Genomic DNA, 16,844 nt, shown 5'->3' on the forward strand with positions numbered 1-16,844 from the left:
GATTTAACGCATTAACCTTGATTTACAGGCCATGCGACTGGAACCGGGTTGTCATCCCGGCCACCCGAAGAAGTGGATTGATCTCCGCCAAGGCCGGAGATATACAAAACTAATCGAAACTAAAGCGCAGCAAATGCGAACGACCGGAACAGCACACAGCCGACCGGCGATAATCGGGGAAACGATCCCCAGGAAACGGCCCAAGGAAACGGACATGGTGTTGCAAATCCGCCGGCAGGTGACCCTCGGCGTCGTCATCGGCAGCCGCGCCTTCTTCAACGGCGCCCCGTGCAAGGCGTCGCGCGACGAGACCCTCGCCCAGCTTGAAAAACTCGGCGTCCGCGCTCTGACCCTGCCTTTCGAGGCGACGGTCAATGGCGCCGTACAGTCGGTTGCCGACGCTGTGCTTTACGCTGACTTCTTTCGCAAACAGGCGGACGAGATCGACGGGCTGGTGATCGGCCTGCCGAATTTCGGCGACGAGATCGCGATTGCCGAGCTGGTGAACCGCGCGAAACTGAACGTGCCGATCCTGCTGCAGGCCAGCAATGACGAGGTCGACAAGGTTTCGGTCCATGAGCGGCGCGATGCCTTTTGCGGCAAGATCAGCGTCTCCAATAATTTCTGGCAGTACGGCGTCCCCTTTACCGAAACCACCTCCCACACCTGCGATACCGACAGCGCCGAATTCGGCGCCGATCTGGAGCGCTTTGCCCGCCTTTGCCGCACCGTGCGCGGCATGCGCGGCGCCCGGCTTGGCGCCATCGGCGCCCGCACCGGTGCCTTCCAGACCATGCGCTACAGCGAAAAGCTGCTTCAGGCCGGCGGCATCACCGTGGTGACGGTCGATCTTTCGGAAATGATGTCTGCTGCCGGCGCCATCTCCGACAGCGATCCGGACCTGCGCGCCAAGATGGAGCGCATCCGCTCTTACGGCACCATCCCCGCGCACATCACCGAGGCGCAGGTAACCCGCCAGGCCAAGTGGACACTCGCGGTCAATCGCTGGATCGAGGAAAACGGCTGCGATGCCAGCGCCATCCAGTGCTGGCGCTCGCTGCAGGATAATTTCGGCTGCGCCACCTGCGTGACCATGAGCATGATGGGCGAGGAGCTGATGCCGTCCGCCTGCGAGGTGGATGTGATGGGCGCGCTTTCCATGTACGCGCTGGCGCTTGCCTCCGGCGCCCCGCCCGCCATCCTGGACTGGAACAACAATTACGGACGGGAAGCCGACAAGTGCGTCTGCACCCATTGCGGCAACTACCCCAGGAGCTTTATCGGCGACACGCCGGAGATCGGCGAGCTCGACGTGCTGGGCGAGACCATCGGCCGCTCCAAATGTTTCGGCGCGGTGAAGGGCAAGGTGAAGCCCGGGCCGATGACCTATTTCCGCCTCTCCTCCGATGACCGGGCCGGCACGCTCAAATGTTATCTCGGCGAGGGTGAGTTTACCGACGACCCCTTCCCCATGGATGGCGGCATCGCGGTCACCAGAGTGCCGCGCCTGCGCGAGCTCATGCGCTTCGTCACGCAAAACGGCTTTGAGCACCATGTTGCAATGGTGCGCGGCAACCACGCCGATGTCGTGAACGAGGCCGTCACCCGTTATCTCGGCTGGCCGCTCTATGCCCACAACATCGAACAGGAACCCGCGCTCACCCTGCCGCGGCGGTTCTGACGCGCCCCTGCCTTCCCGGCACCGGCGCCTTCAGGCAAGGTTTTTAAGGAAACAGCGCATGTCGCACATCACACGGCCCGTTTCACATCCGGCAAACCCGCTGGACCTCATCCGCGAGAAGGCTCTGTGGATGCGTCGCCGGGCCTTCCGCATGGTTTATGAGGCGCAGCTTGGCCATCCGGGCGGGGATTTTTCCGCCATCGATGCCATCGCCACGCTTTATTTCGGCGTGCTGCGCTTCGACCCGCAGCAGCCGGACTGGCCGGAGCGCGACCGTTTCATCATGTCCAAGGGCCATGCCACCGGCGCGCTCTATACCGCGCTTTGTGCCGCCGGTTATTACCCGGAAGACTGGCTTGAGACCTATATGCAGCCCCTCTCCCGCCTCAACGGCCACCCCAACCGCAACTACCTGCCGGGGGTGGAAACCAACACCGGGCCGCTCGGCCACGGCCTGCCGGTCGGGCTTGGCATCGCAGTTGCCGGCCAGATCAGCGGTGCGAGCTACCGCACCTATGTGCTGACCGGCGATGGCGAGTTGCAGGAAGGCTCCAACTGGGAAGCGGCTGCCGTTGCCGGCCACCGCAAGCTGGCGAACCTGACCCTGATCGTGGACCGCAACCGCCTGCAGCAGGGTGCCCGCACCGAAGATACCGTGACCATGGACCCGCTGGACGAGCGCTTCCGTGCCTTCGGCTGGGAGGTGGCGGTGATTGACGGGCACGATCATGCCGCGCTCCTCAAGGCGCTCGGCAGCCCGGTGGCGCAGCGGCAGAAGCCGCTCTGCGTCATTGCCAACACCGTCAAGGGCAAGGGCGTCTCCTTCATGGAGAATGTCGCCGCCTGGCATCACGGCGTGCCCAACGCCGAACAGTTTGAAATCGCGATGAAGGAGCTTGTGTGATGGCCCACGCCGCCCCGAAGGCCGAAGGGCTTCACGATTGCCGCGAGGCCTGGGCCAGCACGCTGGAGACACTGGCCGCCGCCGATCCGCGCATCGTGGCCGTGGTCAATGATTCCGTCGGCTCCTCCAAGCTCGGCGGCTTCCAGAAAAAGTTTCCCGACCGGCTTGTCAATGTCGGCATCGCCGAGCAAACCATGGTCGGTGTCGGCGCCGGCCTTGCCAATGGCGGGCGCATCCCCTTCGTCTCCGCCGCTTCCTGCTTCCTCACCGGCCGCGCGCTGGAGCAGATCAAGGCCGATGTTGCCTATTCCAACTTCAACGTGAAACTGGTCGGCCAGTCCTCCGGCATCGCTTATGGCGAGCTGGGGCCGACGCATCATTCGATCGAGGATTTTGCCTGGCTGCGCGTGCTGCGCAACCTCACCCTCATCGTGCCGGCCGACCCGTGGGAGACGGCGGAGGCCGTGAAATGGGCCGCCGCGCATGACGGCCCGGTCTATATCCGGGTAAGCCGTATGCCGGTGCCGGACCTGGCCGTACCACACCGCGTCTTCCGCCCCGGCAAGGCCGAGCTGGTGCGCGAAGGCCACGACGTAACACTCATTGCCTGCGGCACCACCGTGCATCTCGCCGTCAGCGCTGCCGAGGCGCTGGCCGGCGAAGGCATTGCAGCGCGCGTGCTCAACATGGCGACCCTCAACCCGCTCGATGAAGAAGCCGTGCTGGAAGCCGCTGCTGCCACCGGCGCCCTCGTCACAGTGGAGGAAGCTTCCGTGCGCGGCGGTCTTGGCGGCGCCGTTGCCGAATATACCGCCCTGCATTTGCCGGTGCCGGTGGAGATGGTGGGTTTTCCCGGTTTTGTGCCCACCGGGTCGGTAGAATGGCTCTTCGATCATTTCGGGCTCACGGCAACCGGCATTGCCGCCGCCGCGCGCCGGGCACTGGCGCGGAAACACTGACTTGGCCGGTCCCCGCATCCTTGCCATCGACCAGGGCACGACCAATACCAAGGCCGTGCTGCTGGATTCCGGCGGCACGCTTCTGGCCCAGGCGAGCGCCCCGCTCACCTCCACCTATCCCAAAGCCGGCTGGGCCGAGCAGTCGGCAACCGCGCTCTGGCAATCGGTGCAGAAGGTTATCTCGCAGATCGTCACGCAGGCTGGCAGCGAGGATGTCGCCGGCATCGCCATTGCCAACCAGCGCGAGACGCTGGTGGTTTGGGATGCCGAAACCGGCAAGCCCGTCGCCCCCGCCATCCTCTGGCAGTGTCGCCGCACCGCTGACGCCTGCGCCCACCTGCATCAGGCCGGCGCCAACCCGGCAGTGGAGGCAGCAACCGGCCTTGCCATCAACCCGCTGTTTCCGGCCAGCAAACTCGGCTGGGTGATGCAGCAGGTGCCCGAGGCACGCCCGCTCGCCGAGGCAGGCCGCCTTCGTGCCGGCACGGTCGACAGCTGGCTGCTCTGGCAGCTGACCGGCGGCCGCTCCTTTGCGACCGACACCTCCAACGCCTCCCGCACCCAGCTTTTCAATACCGGCACCCTGACCTGGGACAAGGAGCTGGCGGCACTCTTTGGCGCACCAGTGGCTGCCCTGCCGGCAGTACAGCCTTCCGCCAGCAGCTTTGGCATCACGGCAGGCACCACCGCCCTGCCCGCCGGCATTCCCATCCTTGCCATGATGGGCGACAGCCACGCAGCCCTATACGGCCATGGCGTGCGCCAGCCCGGCGCCGTCAAGGCAACCTACGGCACCGGCTCCTCGCTGATGGCACTGACGCCGGAGCGCATCACCTCAAAAAGCGGCCTTTCCGGTACCATCGCCTGGTCGGCCGCCGAGGGCGTGGCCTATGCCATTGAAGGCAACATCACCGTCTCGGCGCAGGCCGCTTCCTTCATGGCCACCCTGCTCGGCCTGCCTTCCGCCCGTGCGCTCTCCGATCTGGCGCAGACGGTGGAAAGCTCGAACGGGGTCACCTTCGTGCCCGCCCTTGCCGGGCTGGGCGCCCCGCACTGGAAAGACAGCGCCACCGGCACGCTGGCCGGCATGACGCTCGCTGCCACCCCGGCCCATGCCGCCCGCGCCACCTTCGAGGCTATCGCGCTGCAAATCGCCGACGTGTTCCACGCCATGGAGCAGGATATCGGCACGCCGCTCACCGCACTTCATGCCGATGGCGGCGCCTCGGCCAATGACTTTCTCATGCAGCTGCAGGCCGATGTGCTGGGCTGCCCGGTGATACGCAGCGAGGTGGCCGAAGTCGGCGCGCTGGGCGTGGCGGCCATGGCCTTCGCCAGCCTTGGCATCGACCCGGAAGCCGTGCTCAGCCGCTCGGCTGACGGCACGCGCTTTGAGCCGAAAGCCGGCGCCGAGTGGCGCACGGCACTGCAGGCCGGCTGGAAGGCCGCGCTCGCCCCGATGCTTTCGGCCTGAGCTTTTGCCCCGAAAACAAAACGGCCCGGCGCAGGATGGGGCGCCGGGCCGCTTTCGTCTTTTAAAGGCTCACTGCCTCAGGCAAGGCGCAGCTTCGGCGCGCTCGTGCCGGCGGCATCGGCATCCAGCGTGGTGCTGAGGGCCAGCACCTGGCGCACAGCCTCGGCAGCCTCGGCGCCCTTCTTCACGAAATGCTCGCGATAGAAAGCCGTCAGCACTTCGACTGGCTGGTAATTGTGCGGGGTGAGCGAGACGGAGAAGACTGGCACGTTGGTGGCAAGCTGCGCCTGCATGAGGCCGGTGACGACCGCGCCGGCGACAAAATCATGCCGGTAAATACCGCCATCGACGACGAAGGCCGCGGCGACAACGGCATCAAACTTGCCGGTCTGCGCCAGACGCTGGGCCAGCAGCGGCATCTCGAACGCACCCGGCACATTGAAGGTCTCGATAGCCGCGCCCGGCAGCAGATCGGCGGCAGCGGCGACAAACCCCTCATGCGCACGGTCGACGATGTCGGCATGCCACTGGGCCTTGATAAAGGCGATACGCGGGGTGGAGGCAGAAGAGGTAGCAGTCATTGGAACCTTCCGTTTGAATACAAGCGAAGGTCCCAGAGCATGGGAACATAGGCGAGAATCCGGCTCCTGAAGGCACCGGCCCGCTTTTGTCCTCTTTCATCCGGACTATACCGTCGGCCCCGGAGTTTCACCGGATCTGCTGACCTTGCGCCTTGAGGGACACAAGCGCTCGCGGGCTATACCGCCGGTGGGGAATTGCACCCCGCCCTGAGAACAGAATGAGGGTTAGCGCCTTGGACAACCCCGTGCAAGGTGTCGCTTCACAAAACCCGATCTTGCCCTTGCGGCGGCCCCGCAAAGCGGGAACACTTGGGCACCTAACGAAGTGCAGCGGGGCCTTGATCCCGCACGAAAAAAATACCGCCCGGACAAGAGGCGGCCCGAGGGGGCGGGAAGACGGATGAAACCACATGACAACAGGGCGTGGCTGCTGCTGGCGCCTGCTGCTGCCATCCTCGCCTTCGTCGGCATCGTGCCGCTGATGACCGTCTTCAACTATTCCTTCCTCGACCTTTTCAGCATCAACGATCCGTTCTGGGTCGGCACGGAATGGTATGGCGATATCGTCTCCTCGCCGCGTTTTTATGCCAGCCTTGGCCGCAGCCTTCTGTTTTCCGCCCTTGTGCTGCTGGTGCAGATGCCGCTTGGCGTAGGCATCGCCCTGCTGCTTGCCAAGACCGGCCCCTGGCGCATCGCCGTGCTGATGCTGCTGGCCGTGCCGCTGGTCGTGCCGTGGAACATGATCCCCATCATCTGGCTGGGCCTCATCAATCCCCATACCGGACTGGTGGGTCAGGCGCTCGCCGCCCTCGGCATTGGCTTTGATTACAAGTTCAACCCGCTCCACACCTGGACGCTCCTGGTGGTGATGGATACCTGGCACTGGCTGGGGCTGGTGGTCGTGCTGGCCTATGCCGGGCTTTCCGGCATCCCTCACGCCTATTATCAGGCCGCCGCCATCGACGGCGCCTCGCGCCTGCAGGTGCTGCGATATATCCAGCTGCCGAAGATGGGCGGCGTGCTTTCCATGGCGCTGCTGCTGCGCTTCATGGACAGTTTCATGATCTATATCGAGGCCTTCCGCATCAATGCCGGCGGGCCGCAGGGGGCGACCACCTTCCTCTCCCTCGACCTTGGCGAGGAGATCAACGCCTATAATTACGGGCCGGCGGCAGCACGCTCGATGGTCTATTTCCTGACCGTGCTTACCGTCGCCTGGGCGTTCCGCACCCTGATGGATGCGCACCGCCGGCAGGAACAGCAGCAAGAGGTGGCGGCATGACAAGGCCCCGCTCCAGCCCCGGCGGCACCGGCATGACCGGCCTTGTCCTGCGGCTTGCCGTCTTTGCCGTCGTCGCCTTCTTCATCCTGCTGCCGCTGGCGCAGACGCTGCTGCTGAGCGTGACCGCCACGCTGGAACATGACGGCGTGGCGGAAGGGACTTACAGCCTTGTCAATTACCGCAACATCTTCCACTCCGGCCCGCTTACGGCCTCGATCTTCAACTCGGCGCTCTATGTGCTGCTCAATGTGGCGCTCTGCCTCGTTGCGGCGCTGCCGGCGGCCTATGCCTTCTCGCGCTTCAGCTTTGCCGGCGACCGGCATTTCTATTTCCTGCTGCTCACCTTCCGCATCACGCCGCCGGTGGTGCTGTCACTGCCGGTCTTTATCCTCTTTGCCCAGTTCGAGCTGGTGAACACGCCGGTCGGCATCGCGCTGGTGCACTGCCTCTTCAACATCCCCATCACCATCTGGATTCTGGAGAGCTTCATCTCCGCCCTGCCGCGGGAGTTTGACGAGACCGCCTTTCTCGACGGTTATTCGCTGCCGCGTTTCTTCCTCAAGCACCTCATCCCCGCCATCGCACCAGGCATCGGTGTCGCTGCCTTTTTCTGTTTCGTCTTTTCCTGGGTGGAGGTGGTGTTTGCCCGCATCCTGACCCTGACGGCCGGCAAACCCATCACCATGGCCATCAACGCCCTGTTCGGTTTTCAGACCGATATCGGGCTTGTCATGGCGATGACGGTGTTTTCCCTGCTGCCCGGCGTGGCGATGATCTGGTTCGTGCGCAACCACATCGCCAGCGGTTTCGTCATCCGGACTTAGGCGGCGGCTGTATGAGGATAGCGCGAAAGTCATTCACGTTGGTGAGCGTGGGGCCGGTGACTACCTGATCTCCCAGCCGGGCGAAAAAGCCATGGCTGTCATTGGCCTCCAGCGCGGCCACCGGGTCGACCTGCCGGCTCGCAGCCCGCGCCAATGTTCCGGGGCCGATCATCGCGCCCGCTACTTCCGCTGCGCCATCCACCCCGTCTGTATCGCAGGCGAGCGCCCAGATGCCGGCGGCGCCTTCAAGCGCGATGGCCAGGGCGAGACAATATTCGGCATTCGGCCCCCCGGTCCCTGCGCCGCGCCGGGTCACCGTGCATTCCCCGCCGGAAAGCAGCAGAACCGGCGCATCGCCCGGCCGCAACGTCCCGGCGAGCTCAAGAGCCTGCCCGGCATGGGCACGGGCAAGCTCGCGGGCCTCCCCCTCCAGCGCATCCCCCAGCATGTGGACGGTAAGCCCGGCCGCCAGCGCCCGGTCGGCCGCTGCTTCCAGCGACTGGGCCGGTGCGGCGATGACCCGGTTTTGCGTACGCGATAGCCGGGCATCTTCCGGCAGAACCGTCTGGCGCACGCCGGCCAGCACCGCTTCGACGGAAGCCGGCAGCGGGATGTGCCAGCGTTGCAGTATCTCCCGCGCCTCTTCGGCAAGGGAGATATCGCCTACCGTCGGACCGGACGCGATCATGGCCGGATCGTCACCGGGCACATCCGAGACGATCAGGGCCAGCACGGTTGCCGGATAGGCCGCCGCCGCCAGCCGCCCGCCCTTGGCGCCTGACAGATGCTTGCGCACGATATTCATGGCATTGATCGGCGCGCCGGAGGACAGCAGCGCTGCGGTCAGTGCCTGCTCCTCCTCCAGCGTGATCTCCCCCGCCGGGCAGGACAGCAGGGCGGAACCGCCGCCCGAAATCAGGGCGAGGACAAAATCCCCGTCCCCGCAGCCTTGCAGCAGCGCGAGCAGTCGCTTCGTCGCTAGAAGCCCGCGCCGGTCGGGGACCGGGTGTGAGGCCTCCAGTACCTCGATCCCCTGCAGAGGCCTTGCGTACCCGTCACGGGTGATCACCAGGCCCTCGCAGGGGCCCCAGCACAGCTCTACGGCCTCCGCCATCCGCGCGGCCGCTTTGCCCGCCCCGACCACGACCACCCGCGCTTCCGGCTTTGGCGGCAGCGCCCGCGGCACGCAGTGCAGCGGGTCCGCCCGCTCCACCGCGACCATGAACAGCTCCCGCAGGAACTGCCGCGGATCGGCCCAAGGGCGGGCTTCCCCTTCCGGGGCGTGTTTGTCTGGCAAGGCGGGCATCAACCGGTCTCTCGGCATACTGTCTGGAAGGGGTCAGGCGAGCGCGTCGGCAATCGCCTTGCCGCAGGCGACCGTATCGGCAGAGCCACCAAGATCGCGCGTGCGCAGCTTCGGCTCGGCAAGTACCCGCTCGATGGCGGAAACGATACCGGCCGCGGCTTCACGGTGGCCCAAATGTTCCAGCATCATCGCGCCGGCCCAGATCTGGCCGACCGGGTTGGCGATCCCCTTGCCGGCGATATCCGGCGCCGACCCGTGCACCGGCTCGAACAGCGAGGGGAAAAGCCGCTCCGGATTGATGTTGCCCGAGGGGGCAATGCCGATCGTGCCCGTGCAGGCTGGCCCGAGGTCGGAGAGGATGTCGCCAAAGAGATTGGAGGCGACCACCACATCAAACCGGTCGGGATTGAGCACGAAATGCGCGGTCAGGATGTCGATATGGTACTTGTCCCACACCACCTCGGGATACTGCCGGGCCATCGCCTCCACCCGCTCGTCCCAGTAGGGCATGGTGATGGAGATGCCGTTTGACTTGGTGGCCGAGGTCAGGCGCTTGCGGCCGCGCTTCTGAGCGAGCTCAAAGGCATAACGCAGCACCCGGTCGACGCCGATACGGCTCATCACCGTTTCCTGGATCACGATTTCCCGGTCGGTGTCCTGGTACATCTTGCCGCCAACCGAGGAATATTCGCCCTCGGTATTCTCCCGCACGATCCAGAAATCGATGTCGCCCGGCTTGCGGCCGGCAAGCGGGGAAGGGACCCCCGGCATCAGCCGCGCCGGACGCAGGCTGATATACTGGTCGAACTGGCGCCGGAACTGGATCAGCGAGCCCCAGAGCGAGACATGATCGGGCACGGTTTCCGGCCAGCCGACCGCGCCGAAGAAGATGGCGTCATGCCCGCCGATCTGCTCCTTCCAGTCATCGGGCATCATCTGCCCGTGCTTGAGGTAATAGTCGCAGGACGCGAAGTGAAACTCGTCAAAGCGCAGGTCCAGCTCATAACGCCGGGCCGCCGCCTCCACCACCCGCAGCCCCTCGGGCACCACTTCCTTGCCGATGCCGTCACCGGCGATCACGGCAACCCTCAACTGGTTCGTCTTCATTTTTGCCTCTGCCGCTGCTTCAGGAGTTATCGCCGCGAATGGTGGCGAGCATTGCGTCGGTCACTGCGCGGGTGGTTGCGCTGCCGCCAAGGTCCGGCGTGTGCAGGCTGGTATCGGCCGTCACCTTCTCGACCGCCTTCATCAGGCGCTCTGCCGCCGGCCGTTCGCCGAGATGTTCCAGCATCATTGCCGCCGTCCAGAAGGTGGCAACCGGATTGGCGATGCCCTTGCCAGTGATGTCGAAGGCCGACCCGTGGATGGGCTCGAACATCGAGGGCGTATCGCGCTCGGGGTTGAGATTTGCCGTCGGGGCAACACCGATGGAGCCGGCAAGGGCTGCTGCCAGATCGGAGAGAATGTCGGCATGCAGGTTGGTGGCGACGATGGTGTCCAGCGAAGCGGGCTTCATGGTCATGCGCACCGTCATGGCATCGACCAGCATCTTGTCCCAGCTCACATCCGGGAAATCGGCGGCCACCTCGGCGGCAATCTGGTCCCACAGCACCATGCCATGCCGCTGGGCGTTGGACTTGGTCACCACCGTCAGCAGCTTGCGCGGCCGTGAGCGGGCAAGGCTGAAGGCAAACCGCATGATCCGCTCGACCCCGGCCCGGGTATAGACCGAGACATCCGTTGCCACCTCCAGCGGCAGGCCCGGATGCGAGCGACCGCCCTGGCCTGCATATTCGCCTTCCGAGTTTTCACGCACGATTACCCAGTCGAGCTCACCGCCATTTACATGGCGCAGCGGGCTCTGGATGCCGGGCAAAACCCGGGTCGGGCGGACATTGGCATACTGGTCGAGCGGCTGGCAGATGGCGAGCCGCAGGCCCCAGAGCGTCAGATGGTCGGGCACGTCCGGCGCACCGACGGCACCGAAGAGGATGGCGTCGAACGCACGCAGCTGGTCCGCGCCATCCGCCGGCATGAAGGCGCCGGTGCGCCGGTAACGGTCGGTGCTCCAGTCAAAATGGCTCACCTCCAGCTCAAATCCGCCGTCACGCGCGGCAAGGGCGTGCAGCACCTCAAGCCCGGCCGCAACAACTTCCACGCCGATCCCGTCACCGGGGATGGCGGCAATCCTGTGGGTCCGCATTTTCTTCAACTCGCTGTTTTGAATGGATTTAGAGGAAAAGCCCTGCGGGGACCCGCAGCAGCAGGACATGGACCATGATCCACCAGAAACCGGTCACGATGGCCGCACCGGCAATGGCCCGGATGATCCAGGTTCGCGCGCTCGTGCGGCTGTAATCGGCGATGACCATCGTCACCGCAAAGGCCGCAAGGCTGGTGACCAGAAAGCCGGTAACGGAGAGCAAAAGCGCCCAGACCGGCAGCAGGGCCGCGATTGCGATACGGCGCAGCGTGCCACTGCCCAGCCCGGCTTCCGGTGCCCTGCCGGCTCCGCGGCGGCGCAGCAGCATGAAGCCAAGCACGAGCGAAAAGCCGATCATCGCGACCGCGATGGTGCCCGGAAACACGGCGCCCAGCGCAGAAGCCTTGCCGGTTCCCCAGAGCATCAGCGCGCCGAGGATGACAAAGCCACCGGCCGCAATAACGCCGCCGGTATCGCGGCCCTGCTGCACCGCGCCAGCCTTACCCTCGGTCTTTGCCTTATTGCGGGCCCGGAGCTGGCTGACCAGCGGGTACAGCAGGGTGGCAAGCGCGGCGAGGATGATGGCGATGCTGATCGGCCGGCCAAAGAACATCGTGCCGAGACTGCCGGAGGCATGGCCGATCAGATAGGTCTGCACGAACCCCTGTTCGGCGATCTGTCCGAGCACCAGGCCCAGCACGATCGGTGACGGGGCAAAGCCGTAACGCGAGAGCAGCCAGGAGATGAGACCCAGCCCGACCATGGTCTGCACGTCATCGACATTGGAGTGGATGGCAAAGGCGCCGATGACGGTCAGCAGCGCTACGGTCGCCGCCAGCAGCGGCTTGGGCACCTTGACGACGGAGGCGAAGGCATATCGCCCGATCAGCAGGCCGGCCGGCAGCATCAGCACGGTGGCAATCAGCAGGCCCCAGATGAAGGTATCGACAACGGCGCCCTGTGCGCTGAACAGCGCCGGGCCAATCTTGATACCCTGCACCAGGAGGGCGCCCAGGATGATGGCATCCGGCGGCGTACCGGGAATGCCGAGCACGAGTGTCGGGATAAAGCCACCGCCCACCGTGGCATTGTTGGCCGCCTCGGTCGCAATCACCCCGTTGGGATTGCCCTTGCCGAAGCTGTCCGGGTCCTTCGAGGCGCGCCGTGCCTCGGTATAGGAAACGAGCCCGGCGATGGAGCCCCCCGCCCCCGGCAGGATGCCGATCACCGTACCGATGACGGAAGAGCGCAGGACATTGAGCTTGTTGGCCCAGGCGAGCCGGAAGCCTTCGGCCAGCCGGAGCCCGCCGGTCTCCGCCGCCCTCAGATGCGGGTTGGGCGTGGCGACAAGGTCGAGGATAACCGGGATGCAATACAGCCCGATAATCGCCGAGGTGAGGTCAATACCGCCAAGGAAACGCTGCATGCCCAGCGTGTAGCGCACATCCCCGCCCACCACGGCCACGCCGATGGTGGAGAGAAAGAGCCCGAAACAGGCACCGATCAGGCCCTTCAGCGTATTGCCGACCGAGAGCGAGGCAATCAGCGTCAGGCCGAAGATGGCAAGCCAGAAATATTCCGTCGGCCCGAAGGCCAGCGCCACCCTGGCCAGAGGGGGTGCGAGCAGCAGCAGGCTGATCGCCCCCACAAGGCCGCCGACAACGGACGAAATCGTCGCCAGCGTGATGGCAAGCCCCCCATCGCCTTTGCGCGCCATCGGATAACCGTCAAAGGTCGTCGCGATGGAGGAAGGCGTGCCGGGCGTGTTGACAAGGATGGCGGCAAAGGCGCCGCCATAGATGGCGCCGGTATAGATCGCGCCAAGGGCGATAAGGCCCGAGGCGGGATCCATGGCGAAGGTGAAGGGAACCAGCACGGCCACGGCCATCGTCGCTGACAGCCCGGGCAGCGCGCCGACAATGGTGCCGAGCGATACCCCCGCAAGGGCCAGCAGGAGATTGTAGGGCGTCAGCGCTGCGACGAGGTAACCGAGAATCTGCATCTCTTCACCCGCGCCGGTCAGTTGCCGATACCAAGCGCTTTGGCGCCGGCTTCATATTCTTTGGTCTGGCGAACCATGAAATCCGGCATCTGCTTGTAGCCGATGTCGGTCAGCACGAAGCCGCCATCCTGCATGCGCTTGATGAAGTCCGGCTGCTGATTGATCTTCGTGACGATGTCGGAGACCTGCTGGCGCACGGCTTCAGGCGTCGAGGCCGGTACGGCAACGCCGCGATAGGCCCCGCCGACCAGATCGTAACCCAGCTCCTTGAAGGTCGGCACATCGGGGAAGGCCGGCATGCGTTCCTCCGCGGAGACGGCCAGCATGCGCATGGCATCACCCTGGTTCATGCCCGAGGTTACGTAGTTGAAGCCACCGGTGGTCTGCCCGCCCAGCACGGCGGTCACCGACGGGCCGGTACCCGAGAAGGGCACATAGGTGGTCTTGATGCCAGCAAGCTGGTCGAACTGCGCCTGCCCCAACTGGTTGGCGGAGTTGGAACCCGAACCGGCAAAGGTCACCATACCAGGATTGGCCTTGGCGTAGGTCACCAGCTCGGCCAGCGTCTTGTACGGGCTGTCCTTGGGGACGAAGATCGCGTTCGGCGTGTAGTGGAAGAAATTGACCGGCACCAGATCGGCCGTCTTGTAACCCACCGACCCCATCAGCGGCTGCAGCACGATGTGCGGCAGGTTGATGCCCATGATGGTGTAACCATCGCCGGCAATCTGGTTGAGCTGCGACCAGGCCTGCGCCCCGCCCGCACCGGGCTGGTACTGGATGATGACCGGCTGCCCAGAGACCTTTTCCCAGTCCGTCTGCTGGAAACGGGCCGAAATATCGGACTCGCCGCCGGCATCGAAGGGGATGATGTAGGTTATCGGCTTGGACGGGAAGCTCTCCGCCCGCACGGCAAATGGCGCTGCTGCCAGAAGGGCGGCAAGTACCGCCGTAACTGTCCTTATTTTCATGAGATCCTCCTCTTCGCGCCGAAACATTGGACGCAGGCAGCCATTGCCCGCGCGTTCGGCGTCGTTTCCCGTGGTCCGGGGGCGGTTACCCGCAATGGAAGAGGTCGCGCCGGATCGTATCGATCCGGTTCAGAAGTCCCTGACGTCTCCTCCACTCCCGGTTCTTTTCTGACGGTTCGAGCCGCCTGACCGTGGATGCCCTGCTCACTGAACAGGACGGAGGAATGCTAGACTTCTTCATGGAATTTTATAAATTCATAACCTGAACATCATTATTGCGTTTGAATCACAAATGATGGATGCAGATCTCGGCTTCTTCGTCCTGCTGGCGCGCAACGAAAGCTTCACGGCGACGGGGCGGGAACTTGGCCTGACGGCCTCTGCCGTCAGCCGCCGGCTGGCGCGGCTGGAAGACAGGCTGGGTGTGCGGCTTCTTAACCGCACCACCCGGCGCGTCAGCCTGACCGGCGAGGGCGAGGTTTATTTTGCCGAAGCCGTTCGCCTGCTGGCCGAGATCGAGGCGCTGGAACACAGCCTTGGCAAAACGCGGGACCTGCCGTCCGGCCTGCTGCGCATCAACGCCACGCTCGGTTTCGGTCGGGCCTATCTGGCGCCGGCAATTTCCAGCTTCCGGCGGCTTTATCCGGACGTCGAGATACAGCTGGTGCTGTCGGACGCCGCGCTGAACCTGGTGGAGGCCGGCATCGATCTCGGCATCCGCTTCGGCATACCGCCGGCCACGCGGATGGTCACCCGGCTGCTTCAGCGCAACCGCCGTTTCCTGTGCGCCGCCCCCGCCTATCTGGAGCAGCACGGCGTCCCCCGCGCCTTGGCCGACCTGCAACGGCACGACTGCATCGTGCTGCGCCAGGATTACGATGCCTATGATATCTGGCGCTTTGACGAGCTGGACGGCGAGCTGCCGCACAGCAAGGTGTCGGGCAATCTCAGCACCAATGACGGCGAGATCGCCCTTGGCTGGGCGCTTGACGGTCACGGCATCATGCTGCGCTCGGAATGGGATATTGCCCGCCATGTGCGTGACGGCCGGCTGAAGGTGGTGCTGCCGCATTATCTGCAGACCGCCAACATCGCGGCGGTCTATCCCGAGCGGCACAATCTTTCAGCCAAGGTGCGGGTGTTCGTGGATTATCTGGCAAACGAGATCAGACAAGCCGCCGCCATCACGCCGCTGCGGCTGACGGCAGCCCAGCTGCGCTAACCCGCCGCCCGGCGCGCCTCGCGGTTTTTCTTCTTGTCCTGATACATCAGCGTATCGGCGTCACGCAGGGCGTCTTCTGGCGTTGTTTCCGCCGGGTCGGCCTCGATCACGCCGAAGCTGGCGCCCTGATAATCGAAGGCCACGCCGCGCAGGGCATAGTGGCCGACCAGCAGAGGGGTGAGCCGGCGATGGGCCGCTTCCGCCGCCTGCCCCGGCCGCTCGCCCGGCGCAGTAAGGCCGATGATCACGAACTCGTCGCCCCCCAGCCGCCCGAGCGTGTCGCTGGCCCTGAGCCCGGCCGCAAGCCGCCGGCCAACCTCGACCAGAAACGCATCACCAACCTCATGGCCCCAGTTGTCATTGATCGCCTTGAAACCATCCAGATCGACAAAGGCGACCAGCACCTTCTGCCCGGCGCGGCCGGCAAGCAGGAACAGCCGCCGCAACTCATCGAAGATGAACCGGCGGTTGGGCAGCCCGGTCAGCATGTCGGTAACCGATGCCGCCTCAAGTGCACGGTTGGCGCTTTGAAGCTGCTCCAGCAACTGCTCGCGCTGAACCTGCTGGGCGATCAGGGTGGAAAACAGCGAGAGCACCTGCTGGCCGTCGGGCGACAAGGGCCGACGCTCGGAGCTTGCCGCGCACAACGTGCCATAAAGCGCCCCGCTTTCCAGATAGATGGGGGTGCTGGCATAGGTCTGGATGCCCAGTGCCCTGGCAGCCTCGCTCTCACCCCATCGGGCGGCAACATCGTCGGTATAGGCGCAGTTTTCATCGAGGGCGCGTTTGCAAAGGGTATCGCCCCACGGCACCGACAGCCCTTCGGGAATCACCATGGCGCGGCTGTTGTTGGAAAAGAGGATGCTCTGCACGCCCGCGCCTTCATCCACCTGGGTCAGATAGGCGCTGTCGAGCCCGGTGACCGCCTGCAGCAGACCGAGCAGGGGCCGTGTCAGTTCTTCCAGAGAGCGGGAGACAGATAGGGTCTCGAAAACCCGGTCGAGAAGCGCCGCAGAAATGATAACCCCCATTGCTGCTCAAATACTGGCAGCCAGCCGACAGCCGTTTCGTCCACCGCAGGGCGGTGGGCACAGTCCAGTTTGCATAAGAAGGAAATTATAACCAAGGCCCTTCAATGACACGGCATAGGACGCATCACATAGTTAATGGCCGGGAGGCGATCTGTTCTGATCGAGCTGCATCTCCCGCAACCAATACTCATAAAATTTTTCACAAAATTCAATTTATGCAGCAGGCATGCATGAAGTCCGCCGGAGCAGAAGGAGCGCCGGCGCAGACAATTGCGGGATTTGGGAAAGAAGTGCGCTGGTAGGCCGAGAGGGACTTGAACCCCCAACCAGACCGTTATGAGCGGTCGGCTCTAACCAGTTGAGCTATCGGCCCCCGAGCGCCGGCGCAATTTGGCGAAACCGGC

14 protein-coding genes, 1 tRNA gene and 1 riboswitch are annotated in these 16,844 nt (G+C 64.7%); of the genes, 7 read left to right on the forward strand and 8 right to left on the reverse strand.

The window, feature by feature from the left end; all coding sequences use genetic code 11:
* The first annotated feature begins 220 nt into the window (after positions 1-220).
* From QTL98_RS15540 to QTL98_RS15555, 4 genes are read left to right on the forward strand one after another with little or no spacing between them, the layout of a single operon-like run.
* Positions 221-1,681 (forward strand): L-fucose/L-arabinose isomerase family protein, encoded by a 1,461-nt coding sequence (locus QTL98_RS15540; protein WP_510637579.1) that lies wholly within the window; start codon positions 221-223, stop codon positions 1,679-1,681.
* Between the two features lie 58 nt (positions 1,682-1,739).
* A complete protein-coding gene (locus tag QTL98_RS15545; protein WP_445679379.1) occupies positions 1,740-2,585 on the forward strand; it encodes a transketolase in 846 nt (281 codons plus the stop codon).
* Positions 2,585-3,544, forward strand: a complete 960-nt coding sequence (locus QTL98_RS15550; protein ID WP_445679380.1) for a transketolase family protein — start codon at positions 2,585-2,587, stop codon at positions 3,542-3,544. Before QTL98_RS15545 ends, QTL98_RS15550 begins: the two co-directional genes overlap by 1 nt.
* Position 3,545: 1 nt before the next feature.
* On the forward strand, positions 3,546-5,018 hold the full coding sequence (locus QTL98_RS15555) for an FGGY-family carbohydrate kinase (RefSeq protein WP_445679381.1): 1,473 nt from the start codon (positions 3,546-3,548) through the stop codon (positions 5,016-5,018).
* 77 nt (positions 5,019-5,095) lie between these two features.
* Here QTL98_RS15555 and QTL98_RS15560 read toward each other — a convergent pair whose 3' ends face one another.
* A complete protein-coding gene (locus QTL98_RS15560; RefSeq protein WP_445679382.1) occupies positions 5,096-5,599 on the reverse strand; it encodes a 6,7-dimethyl-8-ribityllumazine synthase in 504 nt (167 codons plus the stop codon).
* Positions 5,600-5,683: 84 nt separating this feature from the next.
* A riboswitch (FMN riboswitch) is annotated at positions 5,684-5,818 on the reverse strand.
* Between the two features lie 181 nt (positions 5,819-5,999).
* Between QTL98_RS15560 and QTL98_RS15565 the strand changes: the two genes are divergently transcribed.
* Both QTL98_RS15565 and QTL98_RS15570 read left to right on the forward strand, forming a co-directional pair.
* A complete protein-coding gene (locus QTL98_RS15565; protein WP_445679383.1) occupies positions 6,000-6,881 on the forward strand; it encodes a carbohydrate ABC transporter permease in 882 nt (293 codons plus the stop codon).
* Positions 6,878-7,705: a carbohydrate ABC transporter permease gene (locus tag QTL98_RS15570; protein WP_445679384.1), complete on the forward strand. Its 828-nt coding sequence runs from the start codon at positions 6,878-6,880 to the stop codon at positions 7,703-7,705. The genes QTL98_RS15565 and QTL98_RS15570 overlap by 4 nt, the downstream gene beginning before the upstream one ends.
* On the opposite strand, the gene QTL98_RS15575 is transcribed toward QTL98_RS15570, so the two are convergent.
* From QTL98_RS15575 to QTL98_RS15595, 5 genes are read right to left on the reverse strand one after another with little or no spacing between them, the layout of a single operon-like run.
* Positions 7,692-9,011 carry a glycerate kinase type-2 family protein gene (locus QTL98_RS15575; protein ID WP_445679385.1) on the reverse strand — a complete coding sequence of 440 codons (1,320 nt, stop codon included), beginning with the start codon at positions 9,009-9,011 and terminating at the stop codon, positions 7,692-7,694. The genes QTL98_RS15570 and QTL98_RS15575 overlap by 14 nt on opposite strands.
* A 33-nt stretch (positions 9,012-9,044) precedes the next feature.
* Positions 9,045-10,118, reverse strand: coding sequence for a tartrate dehydrogenase (locus tag QTL98_RS15580; protein ID WP_445679386.1), 1,074 nt, complete (start codon positions 10,116-10,118; stop codon positions 9,045-9,047).
* Positions 10,119-10,137: 19 nt separating this feature from the next.
* Entirely contained in the window at positions 10,138-11,214 is a 1,077-nt protein-coding gene (locus QTL98_RS15585; RefSeq protein WP_445679387.1) for a tartrate dehydrogenase, read from the reverse strand.
* Between the two features lie 28 nt (positions 11,215-11,242).
* Positions 11,243-13,216 carry a tripartite tricarboxylate transporter permease gene (locus QTL98_RS15590; protein ID WP_445679388.1) on the reverse strand — a complete coding sequence of 658 codons (1,974 nt, stop codon included), beginning with the start codon at positions 13,214-13,216 and terminating at the stop codon, positions 11,243-11,245.
* 17 nt (positions 13,217-13,233) lie between these two features.
* On the reverse strand, positions 13,234-14,187 hold the full coding sequence (locus QTL98_RS15595; RefSeq protein WP_445679389.1) for a tripartite tricarboxylate transporter substrate binding protein: 954 nt from the start codon (positions 14,185-14,187) through the stop codon (positions 13,234-13,236).
* Positions 14,188-14,479: 292 nt separating this feature from the next.
* Between QTL98_RS15595 and QTL98_RS15600 the strand changes: the two genes are divergently transcribed.
* On the forward strand, positions 14,480-15,409 hold the full coding sequence (locus QTL98_RS15600) for a LysR family transcriptional regulator (protein ID WP_445679390.1): 930 nt from the start codon (positions 14,480-14,482) through the stop codon (positions 15,407-15,409).
* Here the strand turns inward: QTL98_RS15600 and QTL98_RS15605 are convergent.
* The gene (locus QTL98_RS15605) at positions 15,406-16,440 is read right to left on the reverse strand and encodes a sensor domain-containing diguanylate cyclase (protein ID WP_445679391.1); all 1,035 of its coding nucleotides are present in this window, start codon (positions 16,438-16,440) and stop codon (positions 15,406-15,408) included. The two genes, QTL98_RS15600 and QTL98_RS15605, sit on opposite strands and share 4 nt — an antisense overlap.
* A gap of 296 nt (positions 16,441-16,736) precedes the next feature.
* A tRNA-Ile gene (locus QTL98_RS15610) sits at positions 16,737-16,813 on the reverse strand.
* Between the last annotated feature and the right edge of the window lie 31 nt (positions 16,814-16,844).

The organism is Radicibacter daui, assembly GCA_030657355.1.
Classification (GTDB): Bacteria; Pseudomonadota; Alphaproteobacteria; order Radicibacterales; family Radicibacteraceae; genus Radicibacter; species Radicibacter daui.

Coding starts and splice junctions, on each gene's coding strand:
- QTL98_RS15575 (WP_445679385.1), bottom strand. CDS start 9,011: ATGCCCGCCTTGCCAGACAAACACGCCCCGGAAGGGGAAGCCCGCCCT.
- QTL98_RS15570 (WP_445679384.1), top strand. CDS start 6,878: ATGACAAGGCCCCGCTCCAGCCCCGGCGGCACCGGCATGACCGGCCTT.
- QTL98_RS15550 (WP_445679380.1), top strand. CDS start 2,585: ATGGCCCACGCCGCCCCGAAGGCCGAAGGGCTTCACGATTGCCGCGAG.
- QTL98_RS15560 (WP_445679382.1), bottom strand. CDS start 5,599: ATGACTGCTACCTCTTCTGCCTCCACCCCGCGTATCGCCTTTATCAAG.
- QTL98_RS15600 (WP_445679390.1), top strand. CDS start 14,480: ATGATGGATGCAGATCTCGGCTTCTTCGTCCTGCTGGCGCGCAACGAA.
- QTL98_RS15580 (WP_445679386.1), bottom strand. CDS start 10,118: ATGAAGACGAACCAGTTGAGGGTTGCCGTGATCGCCGGTGACGGCATC.
- QTL98_RS15605 (WP_445679391.1), bottom strand. CDS start 16,440: ATGGGGGTTATCATTTCTGCGGCGCTTCTCGACCGGGTTTTCGAGACC.
- QTL98_RS15590 (WP_445679388.1), bottom strand. CDS start 13,216: ATGCAGATTCTCGGTTACCTCGTCGCAGCGCTGACGCCCTACAATCTC.
- QTL98_RS15545 (WP_445679379.1), top strand. CDS start 1,740: ATGTCGCACATCACACGGCCCGTTTCACATCCGGCAAACCCGCTGGAC.
- QTL98_RS15585 (WP_445679387.1), bottom strand. CDS start 11,214: ATGCGGACCCACAGGATTGCCGCCATCCCCGGTGACGGGATCGGCGTG.
- QTL98_RS15595 (WP_445679389.1), bottom strand. CDS start 14,187: ATGAAAATAAGGACAGTTACGGCGGTACTTGCCGCCCTTCTGGCAGCA.
- QTL98_RS15565 (WP_445679383.1), top strand. CDS start 6,000: ATGAAACCACATGACAACAGGGCGTGGCTGCTGCTGGCGCCTGCTGCT.